This window comes from Kamptonema sp. PCC 6506 (genome assembly GCF_000180455.1).
Taxonomy (GTDB): Bacteria; Cyanobacteriota; Cyanobacteriia; order Cyanobacteriales; family Microcoleaceae; genus Kamptonema; species Kamptonema formosum.
Genome location: NZ_CACA01000092.1, coordinates 1 through 23102, shown reverse-complemented (window position 1 = coordinate 23102; position 23102 = coordinate 1). Strand labels below are relative to the sequence as shown.

Genomic DNA, 23102 nt, shown 5'->3' with positions numbered 1-23102 from the left:
TGGTAAGTCCTATTTTTTCTATTGCGACGAACTAGAGAAGCGAGAGCTTTGCTGAGCGTACATTTCCCGCAGCACTAAAGCCGGATCTACCCAGCGGCCACCATACTTCAGCCCCCAGTGTAAATGAGGGCCAGTGGTGCGGCCGCTCATCCCAACTCTGGCAATTCTGGCACCAGCAGGAATCGTTTGGCCTTCCCAAATTTGTAGGCCCCCTTCGCGATCGATGTAATAGGGTCTGCCATTAGCAGTTTCTACCCGTCCTTTAAGGTGACAGTAGGTGTGTTCCCAATCTCCAGAACGAACTGTAATTCCAGTACCGCATCTGCCATCTTCCCAAACTTCCGTAACTTGACCCCCCCACCAATTGCGGATGTAGCTACCTTCAGGGGCCGCTAAATCTAAACCATAGTGAAAATCGCCGCCGCGCGGGCCGAAGCGAGAGGTGTAAGCTTCAAAATTTTCTACCGGGAAAGAAGCGGCTTGCCAAATGTTGGCTGTAGCAATTTGCTGTACTCTGGAATCCTGAGCCTTTACTAACTCCTGCTTCAATCCCATCGTTACAAAACCCGCGCCGATCAAGCCTGCCAGCAACAATATCGGTTTTGGACGAACAAAGCGCTTAGCAGTCGGTCGCGGTGTAGAATTTTGCATGATATTTCTCACTCCTGAATTGCCCTTTATACTTGCGAGTGGTTGTTGCATTTCATGCCAATTCGCTTCGATCTTCCCTGTTATTGCTTAGGCGAGCTGGCAGTTAATCAGTTTACACCGAAGTATCTTACTCTATGCAGCACCCGTGTCAAGCATTCGGCTTAAATCTGAGTTAAGCTTAGTTCCAAACGCTTCTGTAGCTCATATTGTGTGTGTTGGCATCGTTATTTCCAGGTTTAACCGCAGATAAACGCAGATCGGCGATCGCCTAAGTTTTTTACACTGCCGATGCTACTGGAGAGGATTTCAAGGGTTTAGATGCAATCTCAAACCCAAATTCTCAGCTCTACAATTGACACCGCCCATGTTAACAGAAATTTTTCCGTTTATATTTGCTGTGGATGCGACTGCGATCGCTGGTGCATCTTTGTGGTCTTTGGCTTTATATTGGGGCTTATCGCCTGTGAGCGAATGGGTGATAGTACAGCTCAACCGCTGGATGAATTTTGCCGAGCGATCGCTTTATACTTCAGAATCTGAGTTTGAAAAGACTCGCCGCAGCAGAGAAGCTTTAAATTCTTTTTATGCTTCGTTGTTGAGTATTGTACCGTTCTTACTAGCAGGTTGCTTGTGTAATTGGGGAGTAGAATTAGGTTTGGGTCGCAGTTGGGCAATTAGTATGGGCGTGATTGCTTGCGTTAGTGGTGGCGTTTATGAGTTGGGGCGGAGAGATGGTCAATCTGACTAAAGTTTTGAGTTTTTAGATTGGGCTTTTTAAGCATCGGAATTATGGCCGGGGCGGGTTTATAGGATTTGTCAATACTTATCAAATATCTTGGCGAACCCGCCCCTACAAAAATTATTATGATACAATTACGAATCAAACGGAAATGATATAACAATTAACAACCAACAACTAACAACTAACAACTATGACATTTCCAGTTTATTTTCCGATCGGTTCATTTCAACTTCACCCTCACCTTTTATTTGAATCTCTAGCCTATGCGATTGCCTTTCGTCTAGTCATACTTAATAGTCGCAACGATACAATCAAAGCTACTCAGCGAACTTCTGTTATCGTGGGTGGCATGGTAGGCGCTTTAGTAGGAGCAAAATCCCTTGTTTTACTACAACATCTCGATTTACTACCTCAAGATTGGCAGCAATTCCTTTTGCTTTTCATTCAGGGGAAAACAGTAGTTGGTGCAATACTTGGCGGCTTAATTGGCGTAGAATTAACAAAAAAAATGATTGGTCTTACCCGTTCCACTGGCGATGTTTTCGTCTATCCTTTGATTGTGGGAACTGCTATCGGAAGGATTGGTTGTTTTCTCACCGGATTGAGCGATCGCACTTACGGTATTGCAACTAATTTACCTTGGGGTGTAGATTTTGGCGATGGAATTTATAGACATCCCACCCAATTGTATGAGATTATATTCTTAGTGATTTTGATGGCTTTTTTACGCATTCGCAGCCGTTACCAACGGCAAGAAGGCGACCTGTTTAAATTTTATATGATAGCCTATTTAGGCTTTCGGTTGATCGTAGATTTTATTAAGCCAGATTTTCACCCATTTTTAGGTCTGACAGCCATTCAAATTGCTTGTCTTCTAGCTCTAGTTTATTATCGCCGCAGTCTCGGAAATCTGTTTAGGTTTACTCAACCTGTCAATACCTTAGAAATGAGCATTAAATAGTTTATTTAAAGGTATGTAGTTGCGCTTTAGTGCTGAAGTAGAACTAGGTAAGTAAAGAGCGCTGAAGCGCAACTACATACAAAATGCAGTAGTTATTTAATTCTTATTTCTAAACTCAAACTATAAAATAGTAAATACGAATCCTATGCCTACTCGACCTTATCTATTTTATGCCTTAACTAACAGCGTTTGCTCTAAGTGCTTAACAAAAGTTGAGGCAAAGATTATCTTTCGCGATGACTGCGTTTACCTAGTTAAGCATTGTCTGATTCACGGACAAGAAGAAGTCTTAATTGCTGACGATATTGACTATTATAAATTAACCCAGGAATTTATCAAACCTGGGGATATGCCACTCAAATTTAATACCCCAATTAAATATGGTTGTCCCTACGACTGCGGACTTTGCCCAGATCACGAACAACATAGCTGTTTGACTCTGATAGAATTGACAGATAAGTGCAATCTTTCCTGTCCTATTTGCTATGCTGACTCTGGTATTGAAGAGATTTCACCTCATTCTAATCAATCCAGATTACATCGCAGTTTAGCACAAATTGAAATGATGTTAGATGCCGTAGTTGCTAATGAAGGGGAACCGCAAATTGTGCAACTTAGTGGCGGCGAACCAACTCTCCATCCAGAGTTTTTTGAAGTTATGGATTTGGTGAAAAGCAAGCCAATTAAGCACTTGATGATCAATACAAATGGTGTGAGAATTGCTAAGGATCGAAAATTTTGCGAACGCCTTAGTCAATATATGCCGGGAATTGAGATATATTTGCAGTTTGATAGCTTTGAAAAATCCACACTGGAGGAGTTGCGAGGAGTAGATTTAAGAGAGGTAAGAGAAAAAGCTATTACTAACCTAAATGAGTATAATATTTCTACTACCTTAGTTGTTACTGTCAAAAAAGGTTTAAACGATCGTGAAATTGGCAAAATTATCGAATATGCCTTGCAGCAAAAATGCGTTCGTGGTGTCACTTTCCAACCGATACAGGTAGCGGGAAGATTAGAACAATTCGACCCCAAGCGAGACAGATACACTCTCACAGAAGTTCGGCGGTCAATTTTGCAGCAAAGTTCTTATTTCAAACCAGAAGATATTATCCCAGTTCCCTGTCATCCCGATAGCTTGGCAATGGCTTATGCACTCAAGTTAAATGGTAAAGTGATACCGTTAACTGGTATGATTGACCCAGATGCTTATGTGAAGATGATGCCGAATAGCGTACTTTACGAGCAGAATGAAGAACTCAAAAGTAAGATTTTTGAGCTATTTTCCACTAGCCATTCTCCGAAGTCAGCAGCAACATCTTTAAAACAGTTATTGTGCTGTTTACCGATGATGGCGGTTCCCGAAGGGATTACCTATGAAAATGTATTTCGGGTGTTGATTGTCCAGTTTCTCGATCCGTTTAACTTTGACGTGCGCTCTGTGAAACGGTCTTGTATTCACATTGTACACCCAGATGGAAGGATTATTCCATTTGATACGTTTAATATGTTTTACCGCGAGGGAAGTGCTGGGCATCATTTAGTTACTAATCGGTGAAATTAAAAGTAGGATAAATATAAACTATGGTACGAAGAAATGAGATTTTAGGGATTGTTTTAGGGATTCTCCTCTTATTTGTAATACACAGTTTAACTATAACTGCGCTCATATTTTTGTCTTCTTATCTGCCCTTTTTTAATCGCAATTATAACTTTTTCTGGATTCCTGTTTCTATTGGCTTGTGGCAAATTGTCTATGCAATTCCTCTGATTCTTTTGATGAAAAGAAAGCAAAAATGGGGATTGATGAAAGGTGTTATTATCTGTGCAGTTTTGACAGCTTTACTAAATGGAAGTTGCTGGATATTATTTACTTTTCCTAGATGAAATAACTGAAGAAGGGGCTAGGGGCTAGGGAAGAGGGAAGAGGGAAGAGGTTACGACCTAATGGATTATGAACCAGATGTCAGAGTTGGAGTTGCCCTAATTGCCAAGAAGGTTGCTATAAATAAAATACCGCCCAGAGGGCGGCGTTACGTAAGTGTTCAAAACAATAAATTGCGAATAGGAGAAATATAAATTATGTCAGAAAGACCGGAATGGAGAGATATTTTGGTAGGAATTGGCTCATCATTTTTTATGAATATAGCATTTGTTTTCCTCGGCCTCGTGCTAACATCTATCGGTTATTCTATGCCTGCAATTAGCTCTTTTACTGTTGTAATATCTTATGCAATTATTGGTATAGGATTATCTCAACTTTTATATATTGTCCCCATTGTTATTAGCCTAAAACGAAAACAAAAATGGGGAGAAATGAAAGGGGTAATAATTGGTGCAATATTGACAGCATTAATCAGTGGCGGGTGCTTTTTATTGCTTTTCTCCTTCATTGGATAACAATAAAAGTTCTTCACACACCAGTTGAGCTAGTTTGTTGGCTGCACCTGATTCTCCTCGCACTGCACACAAACGTTCCCGCATTTCTTCTAACTTTTCAGGATGATTTAAGTAGTCGATTACCAATTTTGCTAAAGCTTCCGGTTCCAGTTTACCGATTAATTCTGGCACTATTTCTTCCTGTGCCCAAATATTCGGCCAAGCAAACAGTTTTCCCTGTCTCATTTGGAATGCTAACCAGTTAATTACAGTAGCAAAGACAGAACCAAATAATGGTAAATTTGCGAGTAATCCCGGTATGCCATTCCAAGTTTTCATCGCATCCATTTGTTGCATTGGTAGCAAGACAATCATTGGTACTGCTAAAGAACCCAATTCAGCAGTATTAGCTCCAACAGTTGTTAAACAAAGGCTACATTGAGATAATAAGTTATAGGCGGGAAACTGGGTATAAAGTTCTAAGCGGACTCCATTTGTTGTGAGTAAAAACGGAGATTCTGCTAAATGTAGTTCAGCACTGATGTTACCAAATAGGGGTAAAACTTTATTTTTTTTAGGGTCTGCAAAACTTGCTAAAGTGTGTAAATCGAGAGTGGGGGCAACTGGAATTACGAAGCGAGTCTGAGGACGAAGACGGTGAATATGTTCTGCGATCGCTAAACTTAAGGGTACGCCGGAAGCCAATTTTGCCGCTTTTGAACCAGGTAACATTCCTATTAATTCCGCGTTGGCTTCGTCACGCCGCCCTGTGGGGGGTTCCTCTAGCGCCCGCAGGGCGGCGTTACGGAGGTTTTCGTTGCCTAAATCGGCCATTAAATCGCCAACAACTTTAAGTTTATGGGCATATTTTTGAGGAATGCTGGCGATCGCATCTGGTTTCATCACCCCAAAGCGATCGATCCAATGCAGCCATCGCGCTTCCCATTCAGCATAGACGACGGTGCGATAGTTTAAACGCTTGCCGATGACTACAGTAAAAAATTGATCGCCGCCTAGAAATAAAACCACTCCTTTGTCCCGCCAATCCCAGTTTTCTGCTGTTTTACCCGACAATAAGAAGGGGAAAAAATGCTCTGCTGCTTGTACTCTATCTACTTCTGGGTAGGAAAGCGCGATCGCAGCTTCCGATCCAGAGGCGTTGGGACAAGGGGATAGTATAACGGAAATGCGGACGAGAGTGCGATCGCATCCCAACTGTTGTCGCAAAGCTTGTACTACAGGGCGCACCCATGTAGTTATTTCCCCAGGGCCGTTAGAGAGGATTAAAATATCTACTGACATCTGATTTGAGATTTTAAAAGAACATGACAGAACTAATTAATGCCGCGAAAACGGGTGATATTTCCACTGTAGAAGCTTTGATCGAGCAGCGTACAGATGTCAATGCCAAAGATGATGATGGGTTGACGGCTTTGACTGCTGCGGCAGAGGCCGGACAAGTGGAAATCGTGCAGAAGTTACTGAGTGCTGGTGTCGATGTCAATGGCTGCGATAATGATGGCTGGACGGCTTTAATGGGGGCTGCTGCTGCTGGACATACAATTATTGTAAAAGCACTACTAGATGCAGGTGCAGATGTGAATGCCAAAACTAATTTTGGTTTGACTGCTTTGATGAGTGCTGCTGGTAGCGGCCATGCGGAAGTTGTACAATTTTTGTTAGAAAAAGGAGCGGATATCAAAGCCAAGGATAATAATACTTGGACTGCCTTAGTTTGGGCTTCATCGGAGGGTCATAAACAGGTAGTTGAGGTGTTAAAAGCAGTTCGCGATCGCCATTAATCCTTTAGAAACTAGGTTTCTGTAACGTCGCTCTCTAGGCGGTTAAATTACCTCTCTGAGGGCAGCGTTACGATATAATTAACTAATAACTTAGCCATCTTTCGATTATGGTACAGTTTAATCAAGAAACTCGTTTACCTACTAGCGCTGAATTACCTAGTTCAGATGATACTCCTGTGGACAACGAAAATCAAAATTTTCTGCCCAATTTACTCTTATTCTTACTAAAATTTCATTGGAGTAAGCGTAATGACTGGTTTTTTGGCGTGGACATGGGGGTTTATCACACAACTGGTGTAAGCCACCTTGTGCCAATTATTCCCGATGGTTTCCTGAGTTTAGGAGTTCAGCGTTTTAAGGGTGATACTTTACGTTTAAGTTACGTTCTTTGGGAGGAAAATAATATTCCTCCGATATTCGCCCTAGAGGTTGTTTCTCAAACTTATGGCGGCGAATACGATAAGAAAATGGAAATTTATGCTGGCTTAGGCGTGTTGTATTATGTGATTTACAACCCCTACTATTGGCGACGAGATTTGCATCAAATCTTTGAAGTTTATCGCTTAGTCGATGGCGAGTATGAATTGCAAATTGGCGAACCTTTCTGGATGCCAGAGGTGGGTTTAGGAATTGGCAGAGGCAGATATCAAGATGGTGCGAAACAGTTAGAAGTGCTGTACTGGTACGATGAACGCGGTTCTCGATATTTGACAGCAGAAGAATTAGTCGATCGCTATCGACAGCAATTTGGTGAACTGCCATAATCTAAGTTTAGTAGGGTGTGTTAATAACGCACCCTAATGTTAAAATTTCCTAATTCATAATCAGCCGCAATTAAAATATTTCAGTTAATTATAATATCTCAAATTGTGGGTACTCCCAGCTTTTATTTATTTAAAAAATTACTCAAAAAATTAACGGTAAGCTATTAAATAGCTTACCGCCAAACTCACTGTCTAAAGTCACTATTCTAGCCAATCAAGAAAGTGCCGTTAGGAAGTACACCTTGAACGGTCAAACTTAAATTTGCTCCTCCCTCAATCACACCAAATACGTCTCCAAACCGTGTTTGGATCGATAGATTGTTACCTACAGGAGTCAGATTGTAGTTAGTCAATGAAGAGCCTTGCAATTGGATAAAATCATTGACTACATCAAAGTTCCGAATTGTGGCCTGGCCGTTACCCAAATAGAGGGATGTAGGTGCAGCATTACCGGAGGTTGCAGGAACTCCCAGCACGAAGTTATCGGTTCCCGGACTACCAATTAGGACATCAAATTCATTGGTTCCAAAACTTTCATACTGGCGATTGCCGCTGCGATCTACACCTACTTCAACTCCAACAAGTTCGACATTCCCTACACCAACGCCAGTTAGGACATCGTTGCTGCGGCTACCGACAAAAGTTGCTGAACGGTTGACCTCAAATTGCCCAAATTGGAAGTAGTGATCGCGGCCTGTTTTCAACGCTCCAGAGTTGATAAATGGCACAAGATTGGGATTTTGCTCTAAGTATTCTGGTTCAAAGAAAGAAGTGCCAAAACGACCTTCTTCGACACCATATTGGATAAAGTGCTGGTATCCCGACTTGAAAGTTCCATTCTGAATGAATGGCAATAACTCTGAGTTATTTCGCAAATAAAAGTCTTCGTTATACTCAGGGGATACTTGAGTGCGACGAGCTCCTTCTTCATAACCAAATTGGATGAAGTGATCGAGGCCAGAAGCAAAAGGCGCGTTTGGGTTGACGGTGCGGACAAAGGGTGTAAGATCGGGATTGCCAGCAAGGTAGGTTTCTTCGTCAAAATACCGCGATATTTTAGTTAAACCAGCAGCTTGACCAAATCGTTCAAAGTGTTCTTTGCCGGAGCCGATCAGTCCGCGATCGACTGCATCTTTCACAAAACCATATTGGGAAAGATAGTATTGTTCGTCAAAAATGTCGTAATTTGCCATAATCACCTCGGAAAATTGCGATAAAGTTTATGCCCAAAGTTAATAACTTTGAGTTGGTTTGAAAGAGATATAAATGACTTGACCTAAATTTGTTCTACAGTGTTTCGCAGAGCTTTACGGAAAGTTCTAAAAAAAATTATTACAGTTTCTATAGTATTAGAGCCTCTGCCTTTAGATTGATTTCTTTTTGAAAATAAAAAATACAGCAGGAGGGCACTACCCCTCTCACCAACCATCAAATGAGGGTTTCAGACCTCTGGGCGGGCACGGGGGCACCGCCCCTACCGAGAATGAAACAGGTTTAACAGACAAGTACGGGCATATTGTAACGCCCGTACATTTTAACAAAACCTGCCCTGCCTTTAACAGTTACCAAGTTGCTGTCTTTGTCGCTGCAATTCATCTGCTAGGGGTTGATAAATTTCGCGATCGCCTACTTCATTACAATAATCCCATAGACCGTTATAACAGTGGCGGTCGTCGTTCCAACCGGGATGGTTAACAATGGGATAAAGGCAGATACCATCAATTGGTACGCCTGCTGCGATCGCAGCAGCTACCTCGGTACAGACATAATTAAACCAAGCTGGTCGCGCCTCGTCTTCACACCCTGTTTCTGCTATGAATAAATGGCAGCGGTAGCGATCGTAAACCTCCCGCAGCATCTCCCGAAATGGGCGGTAAAGCGCATCGGTATATTTCATCGGGTCTTCGTTATGAATCCATTGGTTGCGATCGTAGTAATTCACACCAATGATATCGAGATATTTTTCTTTGCCGCCAAGTTCAGGACACATCCGCCCCGCTAACATATCCCAAGCTTGGTACTGCGATAAACGGTAGTTTTCGGCAACATCTATATCCTCTGGCTTGTCGGGGTCAGCGATAATATTGATCGCTGGATCTATCTGAACAATTCGCGCTCCCGGACTGACTTCCCAGACTTCTTCAATCGCCGCGATCGCAGCTTTCACTAACTGCCTTTTCATCTCATCGCCCCGCCCTTTAGAATAAGGGTTAATATAAGCTACTTCACCGCCCGCCCACGCAATAAATGATATCTCATTCACAGGCGTAATCATTGGTATTTGCTCGGTTTCTGCCGTCAATAACTCCATAAAAGCGCGAACCATTGCTGCAAATCTTCGCAGGAATTCAGGGCTAAAAATGTCGATATCGTCAGGCCAACCATAGTGAAACATATCCCAAATCACCTGCATTCCCAGATCGCGGGCAGTGCGGATCATCGGCAATACACTAGAAAAGTCATACTTTTCCGGTTCCTGTTCAATTAAGTGCCAGCGGAGGCCTTCACGAACAGTATAAATGCCTTGTTCTTGCAGTCGTTTGTAGTCAGCAGCTACAAACTTATCGTGAGCAGTTGCGGCAACTACATCAAGGCGTTTTCCAGATTGCAAGCGGTGGGTGGAGCATTCAAACCCCCCCATGAAAAAACTTTTAAACATTTGCGGTAATTTGTAATTGTTAATTGTTAATTGTTAACGGTTAACGGTTAACTGTTAACGGTGGGGACGGGGCGGGTTTTGTTGAAAGCTTATCTGTTGGCTACAAAGGTTATCTGCTAAACCCGCCCCTACAAGGCTGTTAACTGGTAAAAACAATTAACTATTAGCAATTAGCCATTAGCAATTAGCAATTAGCCATTAGCCATTAACCATTAACCATTAGCAAGAACCAAGAATTTGCGGATCTAAACGTTCTTCTGGCGCACCCTGGCCAAGAGTTGCGGCTGCGATCGCCTCTATCGGAAACTTAGGAGTGCGATCGGCATACAGCAAACCATTAGCTTCTTGGAAAGTATCAGTCAACTGCGTATAACAAAAGCCGCTGAACATCTCCACCTGATTAACAACGGCAAGCAACCCCCCATATCGTTTTTGCAACTCAGAGACATCAGTAGATCGCACATATCCCCACACCCTATGAAAATCGGGATTTTCCCGACCCGCGTAAGCGATGCCGCCAAACTCAGTCAGCATTACTGGTTGCCCTTGGTGGGGATGACCATCAAGGGTCAGAATCCGCCCTCCGGGGCGATCGCGATCTAGAAGTTTTGATAAATCAACCTGCGGCCCATAGCGCTTTGCCAAACTTTCGGGGTTATTATCGTAGTCGTGAATAGCGAGAATGTCAGTATCGATACTCTCCCAGCCGTCATTCCCGATCGCGGGGCGTGTCTGGTCAAGGGTTTTAGTCAAGTAGTAGAGTGCTTGTACATAGTTGCGGTGGGCTGCTGTCTCGACTAAATTAGGCACTCCCCAAGATTCGTTAAACGGAACCCAAACCACGATGCACGGGTGGCTGGCATCCCGATCGATGACTTCAGTCCACTCCCGCGTCAGCCGAGCTACGGCTTTAGGAGTGAAGCGATAAGCGCTGGGCATTTCTTCCCAAACTAACAAGCCCATCACGTCTGCCCAGTATAAGAAGCGGGGGTCTTCAATTTTCTGGTGCTTGCGGACACCGTTGAAGCCCATTGCTTTCACCAGTTCGATATCTTGGCGAAATGCTTCGTCGGAGGGGGCTGTCATCAGCGTATCGGGCCAATAACCTTGGTCTAGAATCAGGCGCAGGTAGTAGGGGCGGCCGTTGAGCATGAAGCGATCGCGCTGTATACTCACAGTCCGCATTGCCGTGTAAGACTTCACCTCGTCCAACATCCGACCTTCGCACCACAACTCTATCTGAGCATTAATTAATGTCGGCTTCTCTGGACTCCACAGCAACTCGTTGCGGTAGTCGTCAATACCGGGATCGGACAGGGCAATGCGGCGGTGAATTTCGCCGTTGATGACTTCGTAGGTATCGTTGACCAGCAGCAAGCAACCAATTGACAGCCTGACTTTGATTTGGATACCATCGTAGCGATCGCCTGCAACGAAAGCCTCGAAACCGAGCTCCCACCTTTCAAACTGCGGAGTCCAGCGGATGCGATCGATGTAAGTCGAGGGTACAAGTTCGGCCCAAACAGTCTGCCAAATCCCCGTGGTGCGTGGATACCAAATACTGTGAGGTTCTAACTGCCAATCTTGTTTCCCGCGAGGTTTCGCCAAATCTTGGGGGTCATCTTGAGCATGAACTGTCACCCGCTGCGGCCCATTTTCGTTCAAGACTGCCGTAATATCAGCGCTAAAAGGAGTATGCCCCCCTTCGTGCTCCATTACGAATTGACCGTTAACCCAGACACGAGCGTGATAATCTACCGCCCCGAAGTGGAGTAGAACTCGCCCCTCAGCTTTCGGTACATCAAACTCGCGCTCGTACCAGCAATTCGGGTGAAAACCGCGATCGCCAATACCGCTCCTAGCCGATTCTGGAGCAAAAGGCACTTCAATCGTGTGAGTCCACTCCGCAATATCGCTCGGTTGAACGCACAGCCCCGTATCATCATAACTAAACTTCCACGAGCCGTTAAGACAAATCCAATTGCTGCGCCGCAATTGTGGGCGAGGATAGCCCGTTTTTTGCCCATGAACAGTTGTCCTGTTCTCAAAAGTTGCCGGCTCTTCAATATCGCAATTTTCTACCGCTCTACCTAACCAACTCATCAACACATCTATCTCAGGTTATATTTCTATTCTAGTCAAAATTGCCAAACTTTGACTAAGTTCGTAGTAGGTCTTTATCCCTAATTTATAGAATTTAGGGCTAAATTCCTATTACGACCGAAATAATTTAAAGTGCAACACTTTTCAAACCTCCTACCTTTTCAGTTAATTCACTGGGAACAGGAATTTCTTCGCCACTCGGAAAACAGTTAAACATTTGCTCTAAACCCGTCAGTTCAAATAACATCCTGACTTGTTCGCTCATTGAAGATATCAAAAGGATGCAATTTGACGCTTTAACAAGTTTCATAATTGAAACTAAAGTCATTAATCCCGCATTAGTGAGAAAAGTAACGTTCTTGAGGTCGAGCATCAGAATTTTACCTCCATTTTCAATTATTTTCTCAATTTCTTTCTGAAAATGGAGAGCGTTAGCACTTTCCAAAACATCGGGTGACAAAGTAACTTTAACTACGCTCATTGCTATGGATCTCAATTATTAATTGGGAGTGTTTGTGGATGGTAAAAGTTGAAACATTATAGGGTGGACATATATATTGCAATTTATGTCCACCTACTACTATTTGCCCTAAGCTTTGCCGTTACCGTTGCCAACAGCAGCTTCTAAAGCCATCGGCTGTGCGGCAACTCCATCCCGACTCAAGTTCTGGGTAGAACCGTTGAGATTGCCCAGCAATTCTATCTTTGGTTTGACAGTAATTTGGTTGTAGGTTGTCAGAGCTTGAGCGACGACCTGATCCATGTTGTAATACTTATAAGTCGCCAATCTTCCGACAAATTGCACCCCAGGAGTTGAGTCAGCTAACGCCTTATATTTCTTATAAATTTCGGCATTCTCTGGGCGCGGTACTGGGTAGTAAGGATCGCCTTCAGCGCGGGGGTATTCGTAGACGATGCTTGTTTTCAGGTGTTCTTGTCCCGTCAGATATTTGAACTCAGTACAGCGGGTGTACAAATGCTCGTTGGGAAAGTTGACAACTGGCGCTGGTTGGAATACCGGAGTATTGATGGTTACGTGCTTAAATTCCAACGAACGGTAGGGCAGTTTGCCGTAGCAATAATTGAAGTAGGAATCAACTGGCCCCGTGTAAATCATTTGGCTATACGGAATGATATTTTCAATCTCCCGGTAGTCGGTATTTAGCATCACCTTAATATTAGGGTGAGAAAGCATTTTCTCAAACATCCGGGTATAGCCATGCAGCGGCATTGCTTGATAGCTATCTGTGAAATATCTGTCGTCGCGGTTGGTACGGGTGGGTACGCGGGCGATCACTGATTTGTCGAGTTCAGAGGGGTCTATTCCCCACTGTTTGCGGCTATAGTTGCGGAAGAATTTCTCGTAAAGTTCGCGACCAATTTTGCTGACGACAACATCTTCGGAGGTGCGGATGTATTCTTTTGCTTCTGCTAACTTTGCGAAAAATTCCGCTACCTCGAAGGAGGTGAGATTGAGTCCGTATAACCGATTTACGGTATCGAGGTTGATGGGAATTGGTAAATTTTGACCATCAACACTGGCGAGTACGCGGTGTTCGTAGGGCCGCCACTCTGTGAACAGAGATAAATACTCGAAAACATCGCGAGAGTTGGTGTGAAAAATGTGGGGGCCGTACTTATGTACTAGAATGCCGTGATCGTCGTAATGATCGTAGGCGTTGCCGCCAATGTGGTTGCGGGTATCGATTATTAAGACTTTTTTTCCGGCTTGAGTTGCTAAACGTTCGGCAATGACGCTACCTGCAAATCCAGCTCCGACAATTAAGTAATCAAACATTAAATTACCTCTTGTAATATTTGTAAAGTGGTGATTTTTAGCGTTCCCAGTCGCCCAGTTATTGCTGGGAACTACAACAAACAGCAAACTTAGCGGTTTAATGCTGTAGTTGAAGAAGTTTTTACGCTTACGGCGTGGCGATTTTCCGGTGCTGAGGTAGCAGATTTTGGCAAAGCAGCAGGTTTCTCAACTGATGCCATGCGATCGCGAATTACTGCCTCTATTAACTGGATCATCTGCCCCCAAGTGCGATCCCAAGAATTCTGCGCCAAAAACGCATCTACTTCCTGTAGCCAACCCGATGCCTCGATATTTTCATTCATTGCTGCTTCGGCTGCGGCCACGAATTCTGAGGCTGTGCTGGCAATTCTTACTAATCCTTCTTGCCCGTAGGGTCGAATTACATCGCGGATGGGAGTGGATACAACTGGCTTGCCTGCGGCGAGGTATTCTGGGGTTTTGGTAGGACTAATAAAGCGGGTTGATTCATTAATGGCAAAAGGCAGTAACGCTACATCCCAACCTGCAAGATATGCAGGTAATTCTTGATAGGATTTGCCGCCGAGATAGTGAATGTTTGGGTGGCGCGGCAGAGTTTCAGGATCGATTTTTACTACTGGCCCAATGATGACTAAATGCCAGTGGGGACGCGCTTCGGCCATGCCGCGCAGTAGTTCGATGTCCATGCGCTCATCTACTACGCCATAGAATCCTAACCGGGGATGAGGAATGTCAGCTTGATCTGCTGGTTCTTCGATTAGATTTCTGGCTTGGGCGAAGTGCGCTCTTTCAATGCTGCTGGGAAAGGCGTGGACGCTGTGGTGCTGATGCCGCTTGACTTCGTAAAGGCTGTGTCCTCCTGTAAACACTAAGTCGGCACGGCTAAATAGTGCGGCTTCGTGTGTTTTTAAACTGGGAGGAGCGCCTTTGAATGCTGATAGCTCGTCCATGCAGTCGTAGACTACGGCTATGGGCTTTAAGTGACTGCTAAAAGCCATTGCCATTGGGGTGTAGTACCAAAGAATATAGCTACGAACTTGCGCTTGCTCGAAGAGAGCATCAAGCATTGCTTGTTGAGCCATTTTTATTGCTTCTTCGCTCATTCCTTCGCTCAAATGCGGCACGATTACCCAAACTCCACTGTCGCGGATGCTAACATCAAGCCGCCAATTTGCATCGGGGCTAAATACTGGTTCTTCGATGAAGAATACGCGCCGATTTTTGGCACAGCGGCTTAATAGGTGTTGGGGTCGCTGGTAGACGAAATCCCACCGTAGATGTGAGAGGCAAACTAAGTCGGGTATTTCTAAATGGGATGTTTGAGAGTTAGTGGAGTTTATTTTTGATGAGGGGGCGAACTGGGATGGCGCTCCCACTCCGTCTAAAGAGGTAAATCGGATTTTCCAGTTTCCGCTGCTGTTAACTTTATTTTTTAGGTTATTTTCCGGGTGCGACATAAGTAGCCTCAGTAATTTGTAAAGGTGATAACACGCCTCAAAGCGGCCTTGCTGAAGATAGCAAGAACTTATTAAACGCTTTTATTTGGAAGCAAGTGCAGTCTTCTATGTTGCTCAAATAGCAAGTGCGAAGCTTTGAGAAACTAAGCTTATTCGCTTTTATACTGGAGTCAAACTTCCAGATAAGGTATTTATCGTTAGAACTTGCTATTGTTGATAAATGTAAGGTAAAAATTTTAGATTTACTTCTATCTGAAGGCAGAATTTGATGCAGACGGTACTAGGCTGGTACTCTGGGTCAAAGAGTGTTAGAATCAAGTTCGGCTTTGGGGATGTCTTTTAGCTGGTAGCTACTGGCGGTGAATTTTATGAGGTTTTTATGCAGTAGACCTCTTGCGAAAGTCTCAGGTGTTCGCTAATTTGTCTTCAAAGAAAGTTCATAATTATAAATCCCAGCGCTCGAATTAAATCTTAATCCGAAGCGTCTTCTTCGTTCTAATTACAATTCGATAAGAATTTGATTCATTAATACCCTATTTAATTCCCAGACTCTTTGAATGTCTGTTGATGTACTCCACAGTAGCGTTTAAACTCTGTGGGGTTTAACTTTTGTAATTGTTCGTAATTCATCTTATTAAGCTAATTTTTTCTTTTATTCTACCTAGAGCGATCGTACTTTCGCAAGAGGTCTAATGTACTATTAACTTATCTCTTTTAGTACACATCTTCCATGCGGCGAGATTCAATCTTATACAAACTGTTCGGGCGCTCGCCACTCTACATTTAAGGGTATTATGGTTAACAGTTAACAAATTTGCTACTTTAGATAGGGGCGCAAACAAGAAGCGAGAAGCTATACTTCTAACATTAATTAAAGCCTCATTGTGGCACAAAAAAAATGTACGCCCAGACATTGCTAAAGCCGGATGGTCGCAAGCTAACTTTGTATAGCCGCTACCCAATTGCTGAGGGAATTGCGGCCACTAGCCCCAGCAATGAACCAGTGCAGGCTAACCCGCACCTACGCTGGCATCCTTTGCGGGGGGAATGGGTGGCTTATGCCAGTCACCGTCAAGGGCGAACTTTCATGCCGCCCCCTGAATACAACCCACTAGCGCCTACTATTGACCCGAAATTTCCGACGGAACTTCCGCAAGGGCGCTATGATGTAGCAGTTTTTGACAACCGCTTCCCCTCCCTGACACTGGCCGCGCATGATGCCCCTGCAAACATTGTCGAGACTTTACCGGCAGATGGCGCGTGCGAAGTAGTAGTTTTTACTCAAGATCCTCTCGCTTCTCTGGGTGGCTTGGAACTAGATCACTTAGAATTGCTGCTGCAAGTGTGGGGCGATCGCACTGCCGCGATCGGAGGTTATCCTGAAATTCAATACGTACTCCCTTTTGAAAATCGGGGTACAGAAGTAGGCGTTACTTTGCACCACCCACACGGGCAAATTTACGCTTATCCTTTTGTACCGCCTGTGCCAGCGAGAATGCTAGAGTGCCAGCAGAGTTACTATCAAGAACACAAGCGGGGTTTGTTGCAAGATTTAATTCAAAAAGAGATTGCAGCAAACCAGCGAATCATCTATTTAGATGAAGACGCGATCGCATTTGTCCCCGCCTGTGCGCGTTACCCTTACGAAGTTTGGCTGGCGACTATTCAACCAGTTGCTAGCTTTATGGATCTGACTGATAAACAGCGCAAATCCTTAGCTTTAGCATTAAAAACTGTAACTCTTAAATATGACGGTTTGTGGCATCGCCCTTTCCCTTATTTAATGGCATGGTTTCAAGCACCTACTGATGGTAAACCCCATCCTGAAGCGCACTTACACGCTCAATTTTATCCTCCTTATCGAACAAGCGATCGCCTCAAATATTTAGCCGGAACTGAACTAGCGGCAGGAATGTTTGCTAACGACGCTTTGCCAGAAGAAAAAGCTAAGGAATTACAAGCCGTATCAGTGACACTTTCTGCTTAAATCGCAGATGAACGTGGATAGGGGGAGCGGGGCGGGTTTACTGGATCTCTTGTTTATATTACAGATATGGGCGAACCCGCCCCTACAGTATTTGTAGGTGCGTCAGAAGTATAAACCCTGATTTATCAATCTATAACTTGGCCTCACGTACCCTACAACCTGTTTGATTTATCGTGAATTTATGGTTAAAAAATCTTTAATTAAACTATGAACAAAGAAGTCTTCTCCAAACTAGAATTAATCCGCCAAGTCTTAAAAGAAACAGGCGCGAGCGCACTTCGCCTACGCGGTACAGATTGGTTTGCCTGGGCAACTGCTGGCGGTTCCAATACTGTCTTACTAGCGGCTGAAACCGGAATTGCCGAAGTGTTAGTAACGGCGGAAAATGCTTGGATTTTAACAGATGAAATTGAAGCTCAGCGTTTAAAAGACGAGGAATTGCCAGCCAATTTTGAAGTTTATATCTATCCTTGGGCGGATGTGGCAAAACGCGAAGCTTTTGTTAGAGAAGCGGCTCAAGGGGGAAAGGTAATAAGCGATCGCCCCGCTAACTCCGAAGAGACAGGATTAACTGCTTCTTTACAGAACCACAAACGGGTAATGATGGCAAGTGAATTAGAGCGATATCGGCAGGTAGGGCGTAAGGCAAGCGAAGCAATGACGGAGGTACTTTCTACTGCTAAACCTACATGGACAGAATATCAGTTAGCGGGGGCTGGATCTGATGCGCTGTGGGCGCGAGGGCTACATCCTAACCTTACTTTAGTTGCTGGAGAAAGACGTTTGCCGCTTTACCGCCATGCGACAGCTACCAAAGAAGTAATTGGACGGGAAGCGATGCTGGTTTTTTGCGCGAGGGGATATGGTTTATATGCCAACTTGACGCGATTTGTTTCCTTTAGTTCTCTGAATACAAAGCAGGCAAAATTGCACAGAGATGTGCGAGAAATTGAAGGCAAGGCTCTAAATTTTTGTCAGCCTGGAAAATCGCTGAATGCAGTTTATAATGTGCTTAAGGATGCTTACGAACAGCAAGGGTATGTTAATGCAATTCGGGAACATCATCAAGGCGGAACTACGGGATATTTGTCGCGGGAAGTTGTGGCGAATCCAGAAACTAATGACATTTTACAATCAAACATGGCTGTTGCTTGGAATCCTAGTTTAACGGGGGCAAAGATTGAGGATACTTTTGTGATTTTTAATGATGGATTGGAAAACTTGACTTTCGATCCTAATTGGCCGAGTGTGGAGGTAGATGGAAGGTTGCGACCTGTGCCTTTGGAGGTGGAATAATAATGATGATGAGTTGGTTCAGCGGTTGAAACCGCAACTACAGAAACAAAGTCTGCCTACGCAGACTAAATAAGAGGGAATTTGGTATTAGTCCGTACAGGCGGACTTGGTTTGTATAGCCGCGATTTCTAATCGCCACGATTTCTATGAACTTTCAAGAAATATTTAATCAAAAGCCAGAAACGGAAGCTAGCGCACCGGGAAGGGTAAATTTACTCGGCGAACATACTGATTATAATGATGGTTTTGTACTGCCTACTGCAATTCCTCAACGTACTACTGTACAACTGGGTTTTAGTAAGGATAGACAGCACCATTTTTACTCGGTTGAATTTAACGATCGCGCGAGTTTTTTTGATAGGGATCGCGCCCCAAAAGGATTCGGTAGCTATATTTTTGGCTGTATTAAACTTTTGCAGGAAGAAGGATATAAAATACCGACTTTGAATGTGTTTGTTACTTCGTCGGTGCCGATAGGTTCGGGTTTATCTAGCAGTGCAGCTTTGGAAGTGGCAACTCTTAAAGCAGTGCGATCGCTACTAAATTTACCTCTTGATGATGTGCGGATCGCTCAAATTGGACAACAAGCAGAAATTCAATATGCAGGTTTGAATTGCGGTATTATGGATCAAATGGCATCGAGTTTGGCTGATACTAATTCGATGCTATTTTTAGATACGCGATCGCTTGAACGTCGAGTAGTACCTTTTCCCGCAGGTGCAGAAATTTTGGTAATTGATAGCGGTGAAACCCATAAGTTAGCTGCTGGTAGCGGCTACAACCAACGCCGCGCTGAATGCGAGTCAGCGGCGCAGATGTTGGGAGTCAAGGCGTTGAGGGATATCACCGATCCGCAAGCGGTGGAAGTTTTGCCGGAACCCTACAGGAAGCGATCGCGCCATGTCGTCACTGAAGACAACCGCGTATTAGAAGCCGTACAATCTGTGTCAGCACAGCGTTTTGGCGAGTTGATGAATGCTTCTCATGCTAGTCAGCGCGATGACTACGAGGTTTCTGTACCCGCAGTGGATGCGCTAGCAGCAATTTTACAAGAAATTCCGGGAGTATTCGGCGCAAGGCTTACTGGTGGCGGTTTTGGCGGTGCTTGCGTAGCTTTGATTGAAAGCGGAAAAGCGGATGCGATCGCATCTGTGGCGATCGAGCGCTACCATCGTGCAGGGTACAAAGGACGGATTTTGGTTCCCAATCCCGTCATAGCCTAAGTTTAAAACTTAAGTGCAACCGGAAGCGATCGCCCAAATTTATGCCTTAACTACTAGGTGCGACTGCTATATTTTATCCATTAATTCAGGCGTGAGTATCAGGCCTCGATAGACTTGCTCGATCGCGAAACTCAGATTAATGCTTTTTAGTTCTACGCTATCCCCTTCTTTGTAGTTAATAATAATCCATTCTCCTGTCTCTTTTTTGTGATATAAATCCATTTCAATACTGGTGGAGCTAACTAATAAGTAGTCTTGTAAAATTGGATTGTGGCGATACATTCTAAATTTGCTGCCGCGATCGTATGCTTCAGTGCTAGGTGATAAAACTTCAACGATTAAGCAAGGATAGGTAATGTATTGGGTTGTGGTTCGATCGCGCTCGTCGCAGGTTACACTGACATCGGGATAGGTATAGTCATTAGTTTCAAAAATGTTAACTCTCAAGTCTGAATTACCCGTTTCGCAGCTACTTCCTTCTAAATGATTAGAAAGCAAGGTGATAAATCTAACAGAGATTAAACTATGATTTTTACTACCGCCGCTCATGGCGTAAACTTGACCGTTGATATATTCATGTTTTTCGAGTTGCTTTTCTTCCCAAATAAAGTATTCTTCGGGAGTAAGTTGTGGGGAATTGTCTTTAACTACAATCATGGTTTTTAGGGAATGGGTAATAGAAAAATTATAGCGTTTCTCAGAGTCAAGAGGTAAGACTGGTAATTGGTAATTATTCCCTCTTCCCTCTTCCTTCTTCCTTCTTCCTTCTTCCTTCATTGCCAAGTATTTATCGAATTGTGTCAAAAGTAGGTGCTAACTAGCTTTTAGGGATCGTTTTCTGGTACAAATACTCATGGGATTGGTAAGGTAGTACCCCTGTACTGGGCAGAGTTGCGTTACAAAACTGCAACCGAGGGACTGGGAAAGGATGAAATTTCCCCCTGCGAACTTGCTTCCTCCCCTTCCCTGAACTAGCATCTAAAGGAGCAAAAGAAGGATGTTCACTCACGTCAAGCCCGCCATTCGCCACGTCGCACCGGAAAACTTGCAGGGGCGATCGCTTCTCAAGGTGGTCTATGTCGTGCTAGAGCCGCAATACCAGAGTGCGCTATCGGCGGCAGTGCGATCGATTAACCAAAAGAACCCGAATTTAGCAATTGAGATCAGTGGCTATTTGATTGAAGAACTCCGTAGCGCTGAGAATTATGAGGCTTTTAAACGCGATGTCGCCGATGCGAACATTTTTATCGCATCGTTGATTTTCATTGAAGATTTAGCCGATAAGGTGGTAGCGGCGGTGGAACCCCTGCGCGATCGCCTGGATGTGGCTGTGGTTTTCCCCTCGATGCCGCAAGTGATGCGCCTAAATAAGATGGGCACGTTTTCGATGGCGCAATTGGGACAAAGCAAAAGTGCGATCGGCGATTTTATGAAGAAACGGAAGGAAAAATCCGGTTCTTCGTTCCAAGATGGGATGCTGAAGCTGTTGCAAACCCTGCCGAAAGTGCTGAAGTATTTGCCGATCGATAAGGCCCAAGATGCCCGCAATTTCATGCTGAGTTTTCAGTATTGGTTGGGCGGTTCCGAGGAAAACCTCGAAAATTTCCTGTTGATGCTATCGGATAAATATGTCTTCAAAGGTGGCAAACAGAGCTTTCAAGACCCCGTAGTTTACCCGGATATGGGGGTGTGGCATCCTTTGGCCCCGAAGATGTTTGAAGACGTGAAGGAGTATCTAACTTGGTATAATTCCCGCCAAGATATTTCCGACGATCTCAAAGATCCCTTTGCGCCTTGCATTGGTTTGGTGTTGCAACGCACTCACTTAGTGACTGGCGATGATGCTCACTATGTAGCGATTGTGCAGGAATTTGAGGCAATGGGGGCGCGGGTTGTACCGATTTTTGCCGGAGGTTTAGACTTTTCTAAGCCTGTGGATACTTATTTCTTGGAAGTTGGGGCGAAAGGTGTTGCACCTTTGGCGATCGTGGATGCGGTGGTTTCTCTGACAGGTTTCGCACTTGTGGGCGGCCCTGCTAGACAGGATCATCCGAAGGCGATCGAATCTTTGAAGCGGTTAAATCGCCCTTATATGGTGGCTTTGCCGTTGGTTTTCCAAACTACGGAAGAGTGGGAAAATAGCGATTTAGGTTTGCATCCGATTCAAGTAGCTTTGCAAATTGCGATTCCTGAGTTAGATGGTGCGATCGAACCGATTATTTTATCGGGGCGCGATGGTACAACGGGGAAAGCGATCGCACTTCAGGATCGGATTGAGGCGATCGCTGGGCGGGCGATGAAGTGGGCAAATCTGCGCCGCAAACCCAAATTAAACAAAAAAATTGCCATTACAATTTTTAGTTTCCCTCCCGATAAAGGCAACATTGGGACTGCTGCTTATTTGGATGTTTTTGGCTCAATTTATGAAGTAATTAGCGCCTTAAAAGGCAACGGTTACGACGTGCAAAACTTGCCAGATTCGGCTGAAAAGTTGATGCAAGAAGTTATCCATGATGCCACAGCACAATACGCGAGTCCAGAATTAAATATTGCCCATCGGATGTCGGTACAAGAGTATGAAGAATTTACACCTTACTCCACCCGATTAGAGGAAAATTGGGGGCCGCCGCCGGGACATCTTAACAGCGATGGACAAAATTTACTGATTTACGGTAAGGCATTCGGCAATGTCTTTATCGGCGTGCAACCTACCTTTGGTTATGAAGGCGATCCGATGCGGTTGCTATTCTCGCGTTCCGCCAGTCCCCATCACGGTTTTGCTGCTTATTACACCTATTTAGAACAGATTTGGGGTGCAGATGCCGTGTTACACTTTGGAACGCATGGTTCCCTGGAATTCATGCCGGGTAAGCAAATGGGGATGTCTAACGATTGTTATCCCGATAGCTTAATTGGTAAGATTCCTAATCTTTATTACTACGCGGCAAATAATCCTTCTGAAGCGACAATTGCCAAGCGTCGCAGTTATGCGGAAACGATTTCTTATCTGACTCCGCCGGCGGAAAATGCGGGTTTGTACAAAGGTTTGCAGGAACTTAGCGAGTTAATTGCTTCCTATCAAACCTTAAAAGAAACCGGGCGCGGTATCCCCATTGTCGAGGCAATTATTGAGAAGTGCCGTTTAGTTAATTTGGACAAAGACATCGCCTTACCTGAACCCCCCCCAACCCCCCCTTGGGTAAGGGGGGGCTAGATTCCCAACTCCCTCTTGGTAAGGGGGGGCTAGAAGAGGACATGAATCCCTCTAGTCTTACTAATG

General features: G+C 44.4%; 19 protein-coding genes and 1 pseudogene. 11 read left to right on the top strand and 9 right to left on the bottom strand.

The annotated features are described in order from the left end of the window. Positions 1-18 precede the first annotated feature (18 nt). Entirely contained in the window at positions 19-651 is a 633-nt protein-coding gene (locus OSCI_RS05135; RefSeq protein WP_007353797.1) for a M23 family metallopeptidase, read from the bottom strand. 364 nt (positions 652-1015) lie between these two features. Between OSCI_RS05135 and OSCI_RS05130 the strand changes: the two genes are divergently transcribed. The 5 genes from OSCI_RS05130 to OSCI_RS05110 all read left to right on the top strand — a co-directional run bounded on the left by OSCI_RS05130 (position 1016) and on the right by OSCI_RS05110 (position 4754). Beyond that, positions 1016-1399, top strand: a complete 384-nt coding sequence (locus OSCI_RS05130; protein WP_007353795.1) for a hypothetical protein — start codon at positions 1016-1018, stop codon at positions 1397-1399. A 184-nt stretch (positions 1400-1583) separates the two neighbouring features. Beyond that, positions 1584-2354: a prolipoprotein diacylglyceryl transferase gene (locus OSCI_RS05125; RefSeq protein WP_007353794.1), complete on the top strand. Its 771-nt coding sequence runs from the start codon at positions 1584-1586 to the stop codon at positions 2352-2354. A 145-nt stretch (positions 2355-2499) separates the two neighbouring features. Then, complete coding sequence (locus OSCI_RS05120; protein WP_007353793.1) at positions 2500-3912, top strand: radical SAM protein; 1413 nt, start codon at positions 2500-2502, stop codon at positions 3910-3912. Between the two features lie 26 nt (positions 3913-3938). Then, positions 3939-4241, top strand: a complete 303-nt coding sequence (locus tag OSCI_RS05115) for a hypothetical protein (protein WP_007353792.1) — start codon at positions 3939-3941, stop codon at positions 4239-4241. Between the two features lie 195 nt (positions 4242-4436). Beyond that, positions 4437-4754 (top strand): hypothetical protein, encoded by a 318-nt coding sequence (locus tag OSCI_RS05110; protein ID WP_019486844.1) that lies wholly within the window; start codon positions 4437-4439, stop codon positions 4752-4754. On the opposite strand, the gene OSCI_RS05105 is transcribed toward OSCI_RS05110, so the two are convergent. After that, complete coding sequence (locus tag OSCI_RS05105; RefSeq protein ID WP_007353790.1) at positions 4728-6035, bottom strand: hypothetical protein; 1308 nt, start codon at positions 6033-6035, stop codon at positions 4728-4730. The genes OSCI_RS05110 and OSCI_RS05105 overlap by 27 nt on opposite strands. Before the next feature lie 23 nt (positions 6036-6058). Between OSCI_RS05105 and OSCI_RS05100 the strand changes: the two genes are divergently transcribed. Then, a complete protein-coding gene (locus OSCI_RS05100; protein ID WP_007353789.1) occupies positions 6059-6535 on the top strand; it encodes an ankyrin repeat domain-containing protein in 477 nt (158 codons plus the stop codon). A gap of 107 nt (positions 6536-6642) precedes the next feature. Next, entirely contained in the window at positions 6643-7299 is a 657-nt protein-coding gene (locus OSCI_RS05095; RefSeq protein WP_007353788.1) for a Uma2 family endonuclease, read from the top strand. A 206-nt stretch (positions 7300-7505) separates the two neighbouring features. Here the strand turns inward: OSCI_RS05095 and OSCI_RS05090 are convergent, their stop codons facing one another. The 6 genes from OSCI_RS05090 to OSCI_RS05065 form a co-directional block, all read right to left on the bottom strand. After that, a complete protein-coding gene (locus OSCI_RS05090; RefSeq protein WP_007353787.1) occupies positions 7506-8492 on the bottom strand; it encodes a hypothetical protein in 987 nt (328 codons plus the stop codon). Positions 8493-8854: 362 nt separating this feature from the next. Continuing rightward, a complete protein-coding gene (locus OSCI_RS05085) occupies positions 8855-9958 on the bottom strand; it encodes a beta-glucosidase (RefSeq protein WP_234708704.1) in 1104 nt (367 codons plus the stop codon). A gap of 219 nt (positions 9959-10177) precedes the next feature. Further along, positions 10178-12061 carry a glycoside hydrolase family 2 protein gene (locus OSCI_RS05080; RefSeq protein ID WP_007353785.1) on the bottom strand — a complete coding sequence of 628 codons (1884 nt, stop codon included), beginning with the start codon at positions 12059-12061 and terminating at the stop codon, positions 10178-10180. Positions 12062-12188: 127 nt separating this feature from the next. Continuing rightward, the gene (locus OSCI_RS05075) at positions 12189-12542 is read right to left on the bottom strand and encodes an STAS domain-containing protein (RefSeq protein ID WP_007353784.1); all 354 of its coding nucleotides are present in this window, start codon (positions 12540-12542) and stop codon (positions 12189-12191) included. Between the two features lie 108 nt (positions 12543-12650). Further along, positions 12651-13859, bottom strand: coding sequence for a UDP-galactopyranose mutase (gene glf, locus OSCI_RS05070; protein WP_007353783.1), 1209 nt, complete (start codon positions 13857-13859; stop codon positions 12651-12653). 89 nt (positions 13860-13948) lie between these two features. Beyond that, a complete protein-coding gene (locus OSCI_RS05065; protein ID WP_007353782.1) occupies positions 13949-15316 on the bottom strand; it encodes a glycosyltransferase family 1 protein in 1368 nt (455 codons plus the stop codon). Positions 15317-16214: 898 nt separating this feature from the next. Here OSCI_RS05065 and galT point away from each other — a divergent pair. From galT to galK, 3 genes are all read left to right on the top strand, one after another. Next, positions 16215-17303 carry a galactose-1-phosphate uridylyltransferase gene (gene galT, locus OSCI_RS05060; protein ID WP_007353781.1) on the top strand — a complete coding sequence of 363 codons (1089 nt, stop codon included), beginning with the start codon at positions 16215-16217 and terminating at the stop codon, positions 17301-17303. A 207-nt stretch (positions 17304-17510) separates the two neighbouring features. Continuing rightward, positions 17511-18599 carry a M24 family metallopeptidase gene (locus OSCI_RS05055; RefSeq protein ID WP_007353780.1) on the top strand — a complete coding sequence of 363 codons (1089 nt, stop codon included), beginning with the start codon at positions 17511-17513 and terminating at the stop codon, positions 18597-18599. Between the two features lie 146 nt (positions 18600-18745). Then, the gene (galK, locus tag OSCI_RS05050; protein ID WP_007353779.1) at positions 18746-19822 is read left to right on the top strand and encodes a galactokinase; all 1077 of its coding nucleotides are present in this window, start codon (positions 18746-18748) and stop codon (positions 19820-19822) included. Between the two features lie 66 nt (positions 19823-19888). On the opposite strand, the gene OSCI_RS05045 is transcribed toward galK, so the two are convergent. After that, the gene (locus OSCI_RS05045) at positions 19889-20479 is read right to left on the bottom strand and encodes a Uma2 family endonuclease (protein WP_007353778.1); all 591 of its coding nucleotides are present in this window, start codon (positions 20477-20479) and stop codon (positions 19889-19891) included. A 340-nt stretch (positions 20480-20819) separates the two neighbouring features. On the opposite strand from OSCI_RS05045, the pseudogene bchH reads away from it, so the two are divergent. Next, positions 20820-23000, top strand: a pseudogene (gene bchH / locus OSCI_RS05040) (magnesium chelatase subunit H); the annotation flags it as partial. Positions 23001-23102: the final 102 nt, after the last annotated feature.

What these genes read in the sequence shown, in the direction of transcription:
- OSCI_RS05065 (WP_007353782.1), bottom strand. Translation starts at nt 15,316, where the DNA reads ATGTCGCACCCGGAAAATAACCTAAAAAATAAAGTTAACAGCAGCGGA.
- OSCI_RS05100 (WP_007353789.1), top strand. Translation starts at nt 6,059, where the DNA reads ATGACAGAACTAATTAATGCCGCGAAAACGGGTGATATTTCCACTGTA.
- OSCI_RS05115 (WP_007353792.1), top strand. Translation starts at nt 3,939, where the DNA reads ATGGTACGAAGAAATGAGATTTTAGGGATTGTTTTAGGGATTCTCCTC.
- OSCI_RS05080 (WP_007353785.1), bottom strand. Translation starts at nt 12,061, where the DNA reads ATGAGTTGGTTAGGTAGAGCGGTAGAAAATTGCGATATTGAAGAGCCG.
- OSCI_RS05090 (WP_007353787.1), bottom strand. Translation starts at nt 8,492, where the DNA reads ATGGCAAATTACGACATTTTTGACGAACAATACTATCTTTCCCAATAT.
- OSCI_RS05085 (WP_234708704.1), bottom strand. Translation starts at nt 9,958, where the DNA reads ATGTTTAAAAGTTTTTTCATGGGGGGGTTTGAATGCTCCACCCACCGC.
- galK (WP_007353779.1), top strand. Translation starts at nt 18,746, where the DNA reads ATGAACTTTCAAGAAATATTTAATCAAAAGCCAGAAACGGAAGCTAGC.
- OSCI_RS05055 (WP_007353780.1), top strand. Translation starts at nt 17,511, where the DNA reads ATGAACAAAGAAGTCTTCTCCAAACTAGAATTAATCCGCCAAGTCTTA.
- OSCI_RS05105 (WP_007353790.1), bottom strand. Translation starts at nt 6,035, where the DNA reads ATGTCAGTAGATATTTTAATCCTCTCTAACGGCCCTGGGGAAATAACT.
- OSCI_RS05120 (WP_007353793.1), top strand. Translation starts at nt 2,500, where the DNA reads ATGCCTACTCGACCTTATCTATTTTATGCCTTAACTAACAGCGTTTGC.
- OSCI_RS05125 (WP_007353794.1), top strand. Translation starts at nt 1,584, where the DNA reads ATGACATTTCCAGTTTATTTTCCGATCGGTTCATTTCAACTTCACCCT.
- OSCI_RS05110 (WP_019486844.1), top strand. Translation starts at nt 4,437, where the DNA reads ATGTCAGAAAGACCGGAATGGAGAGATATTTTGGTAGGAATTGGCTCA.
- OSCI_RS05075 (WP_007353784.1), bottom strand. Translation starts at nt 12,542, where the DNA reads ATGAGCGTAGTTAAAGTTACTTTGTCACCCGATGTTTTGGAAAGTGCT.
- OSCI_RS05095 (WP_007353788.1), top strand. Translation starts at nt 6,643, where the DNA reads ATGGTACAGTTTAATCAAGAAACTCGTTTACCTACTAGCGCTGAATTA.
- glf (WP_007353783.1), bottom strand. Translation starts at nt 13,859, where the DNA reads ATGTTTGATTACTTAATTGTCGGAGCTGGATTTGCAGGTAGCGTCATT.
- OSCI_RS05135 (WP_007353797.1), bottom strand. Translation starts at nt 651, where the DNA reads ATGCAAAATTCTACACCGCGACCGACTGCTAAGCGCTTTGTTCGTCCA.
- OSCI_RS05045 (WP_007353778.1), bottom strand. Translation starts at nt 20,479, where the DNA reads ATGATTGTAGTTAAAGACAATTCCCCACAACTTACTCCCGAAGAATAC.
- OSCI_RS05130 (WP_007353795.1), top strand. Translation starts at nt 1,016, where the DNA reads ATGTTAACAGAAATTTTTCCGTTTATATTTGCTGTGGATGCGACTGCG.
- galT (WP_007353781.1), top strand. Translation starts at nt 16,215, where the DNA reads ATGTACGCCCAGACATTGCTAAAGCCGGATGGTCGCAAGCTAACTTTG.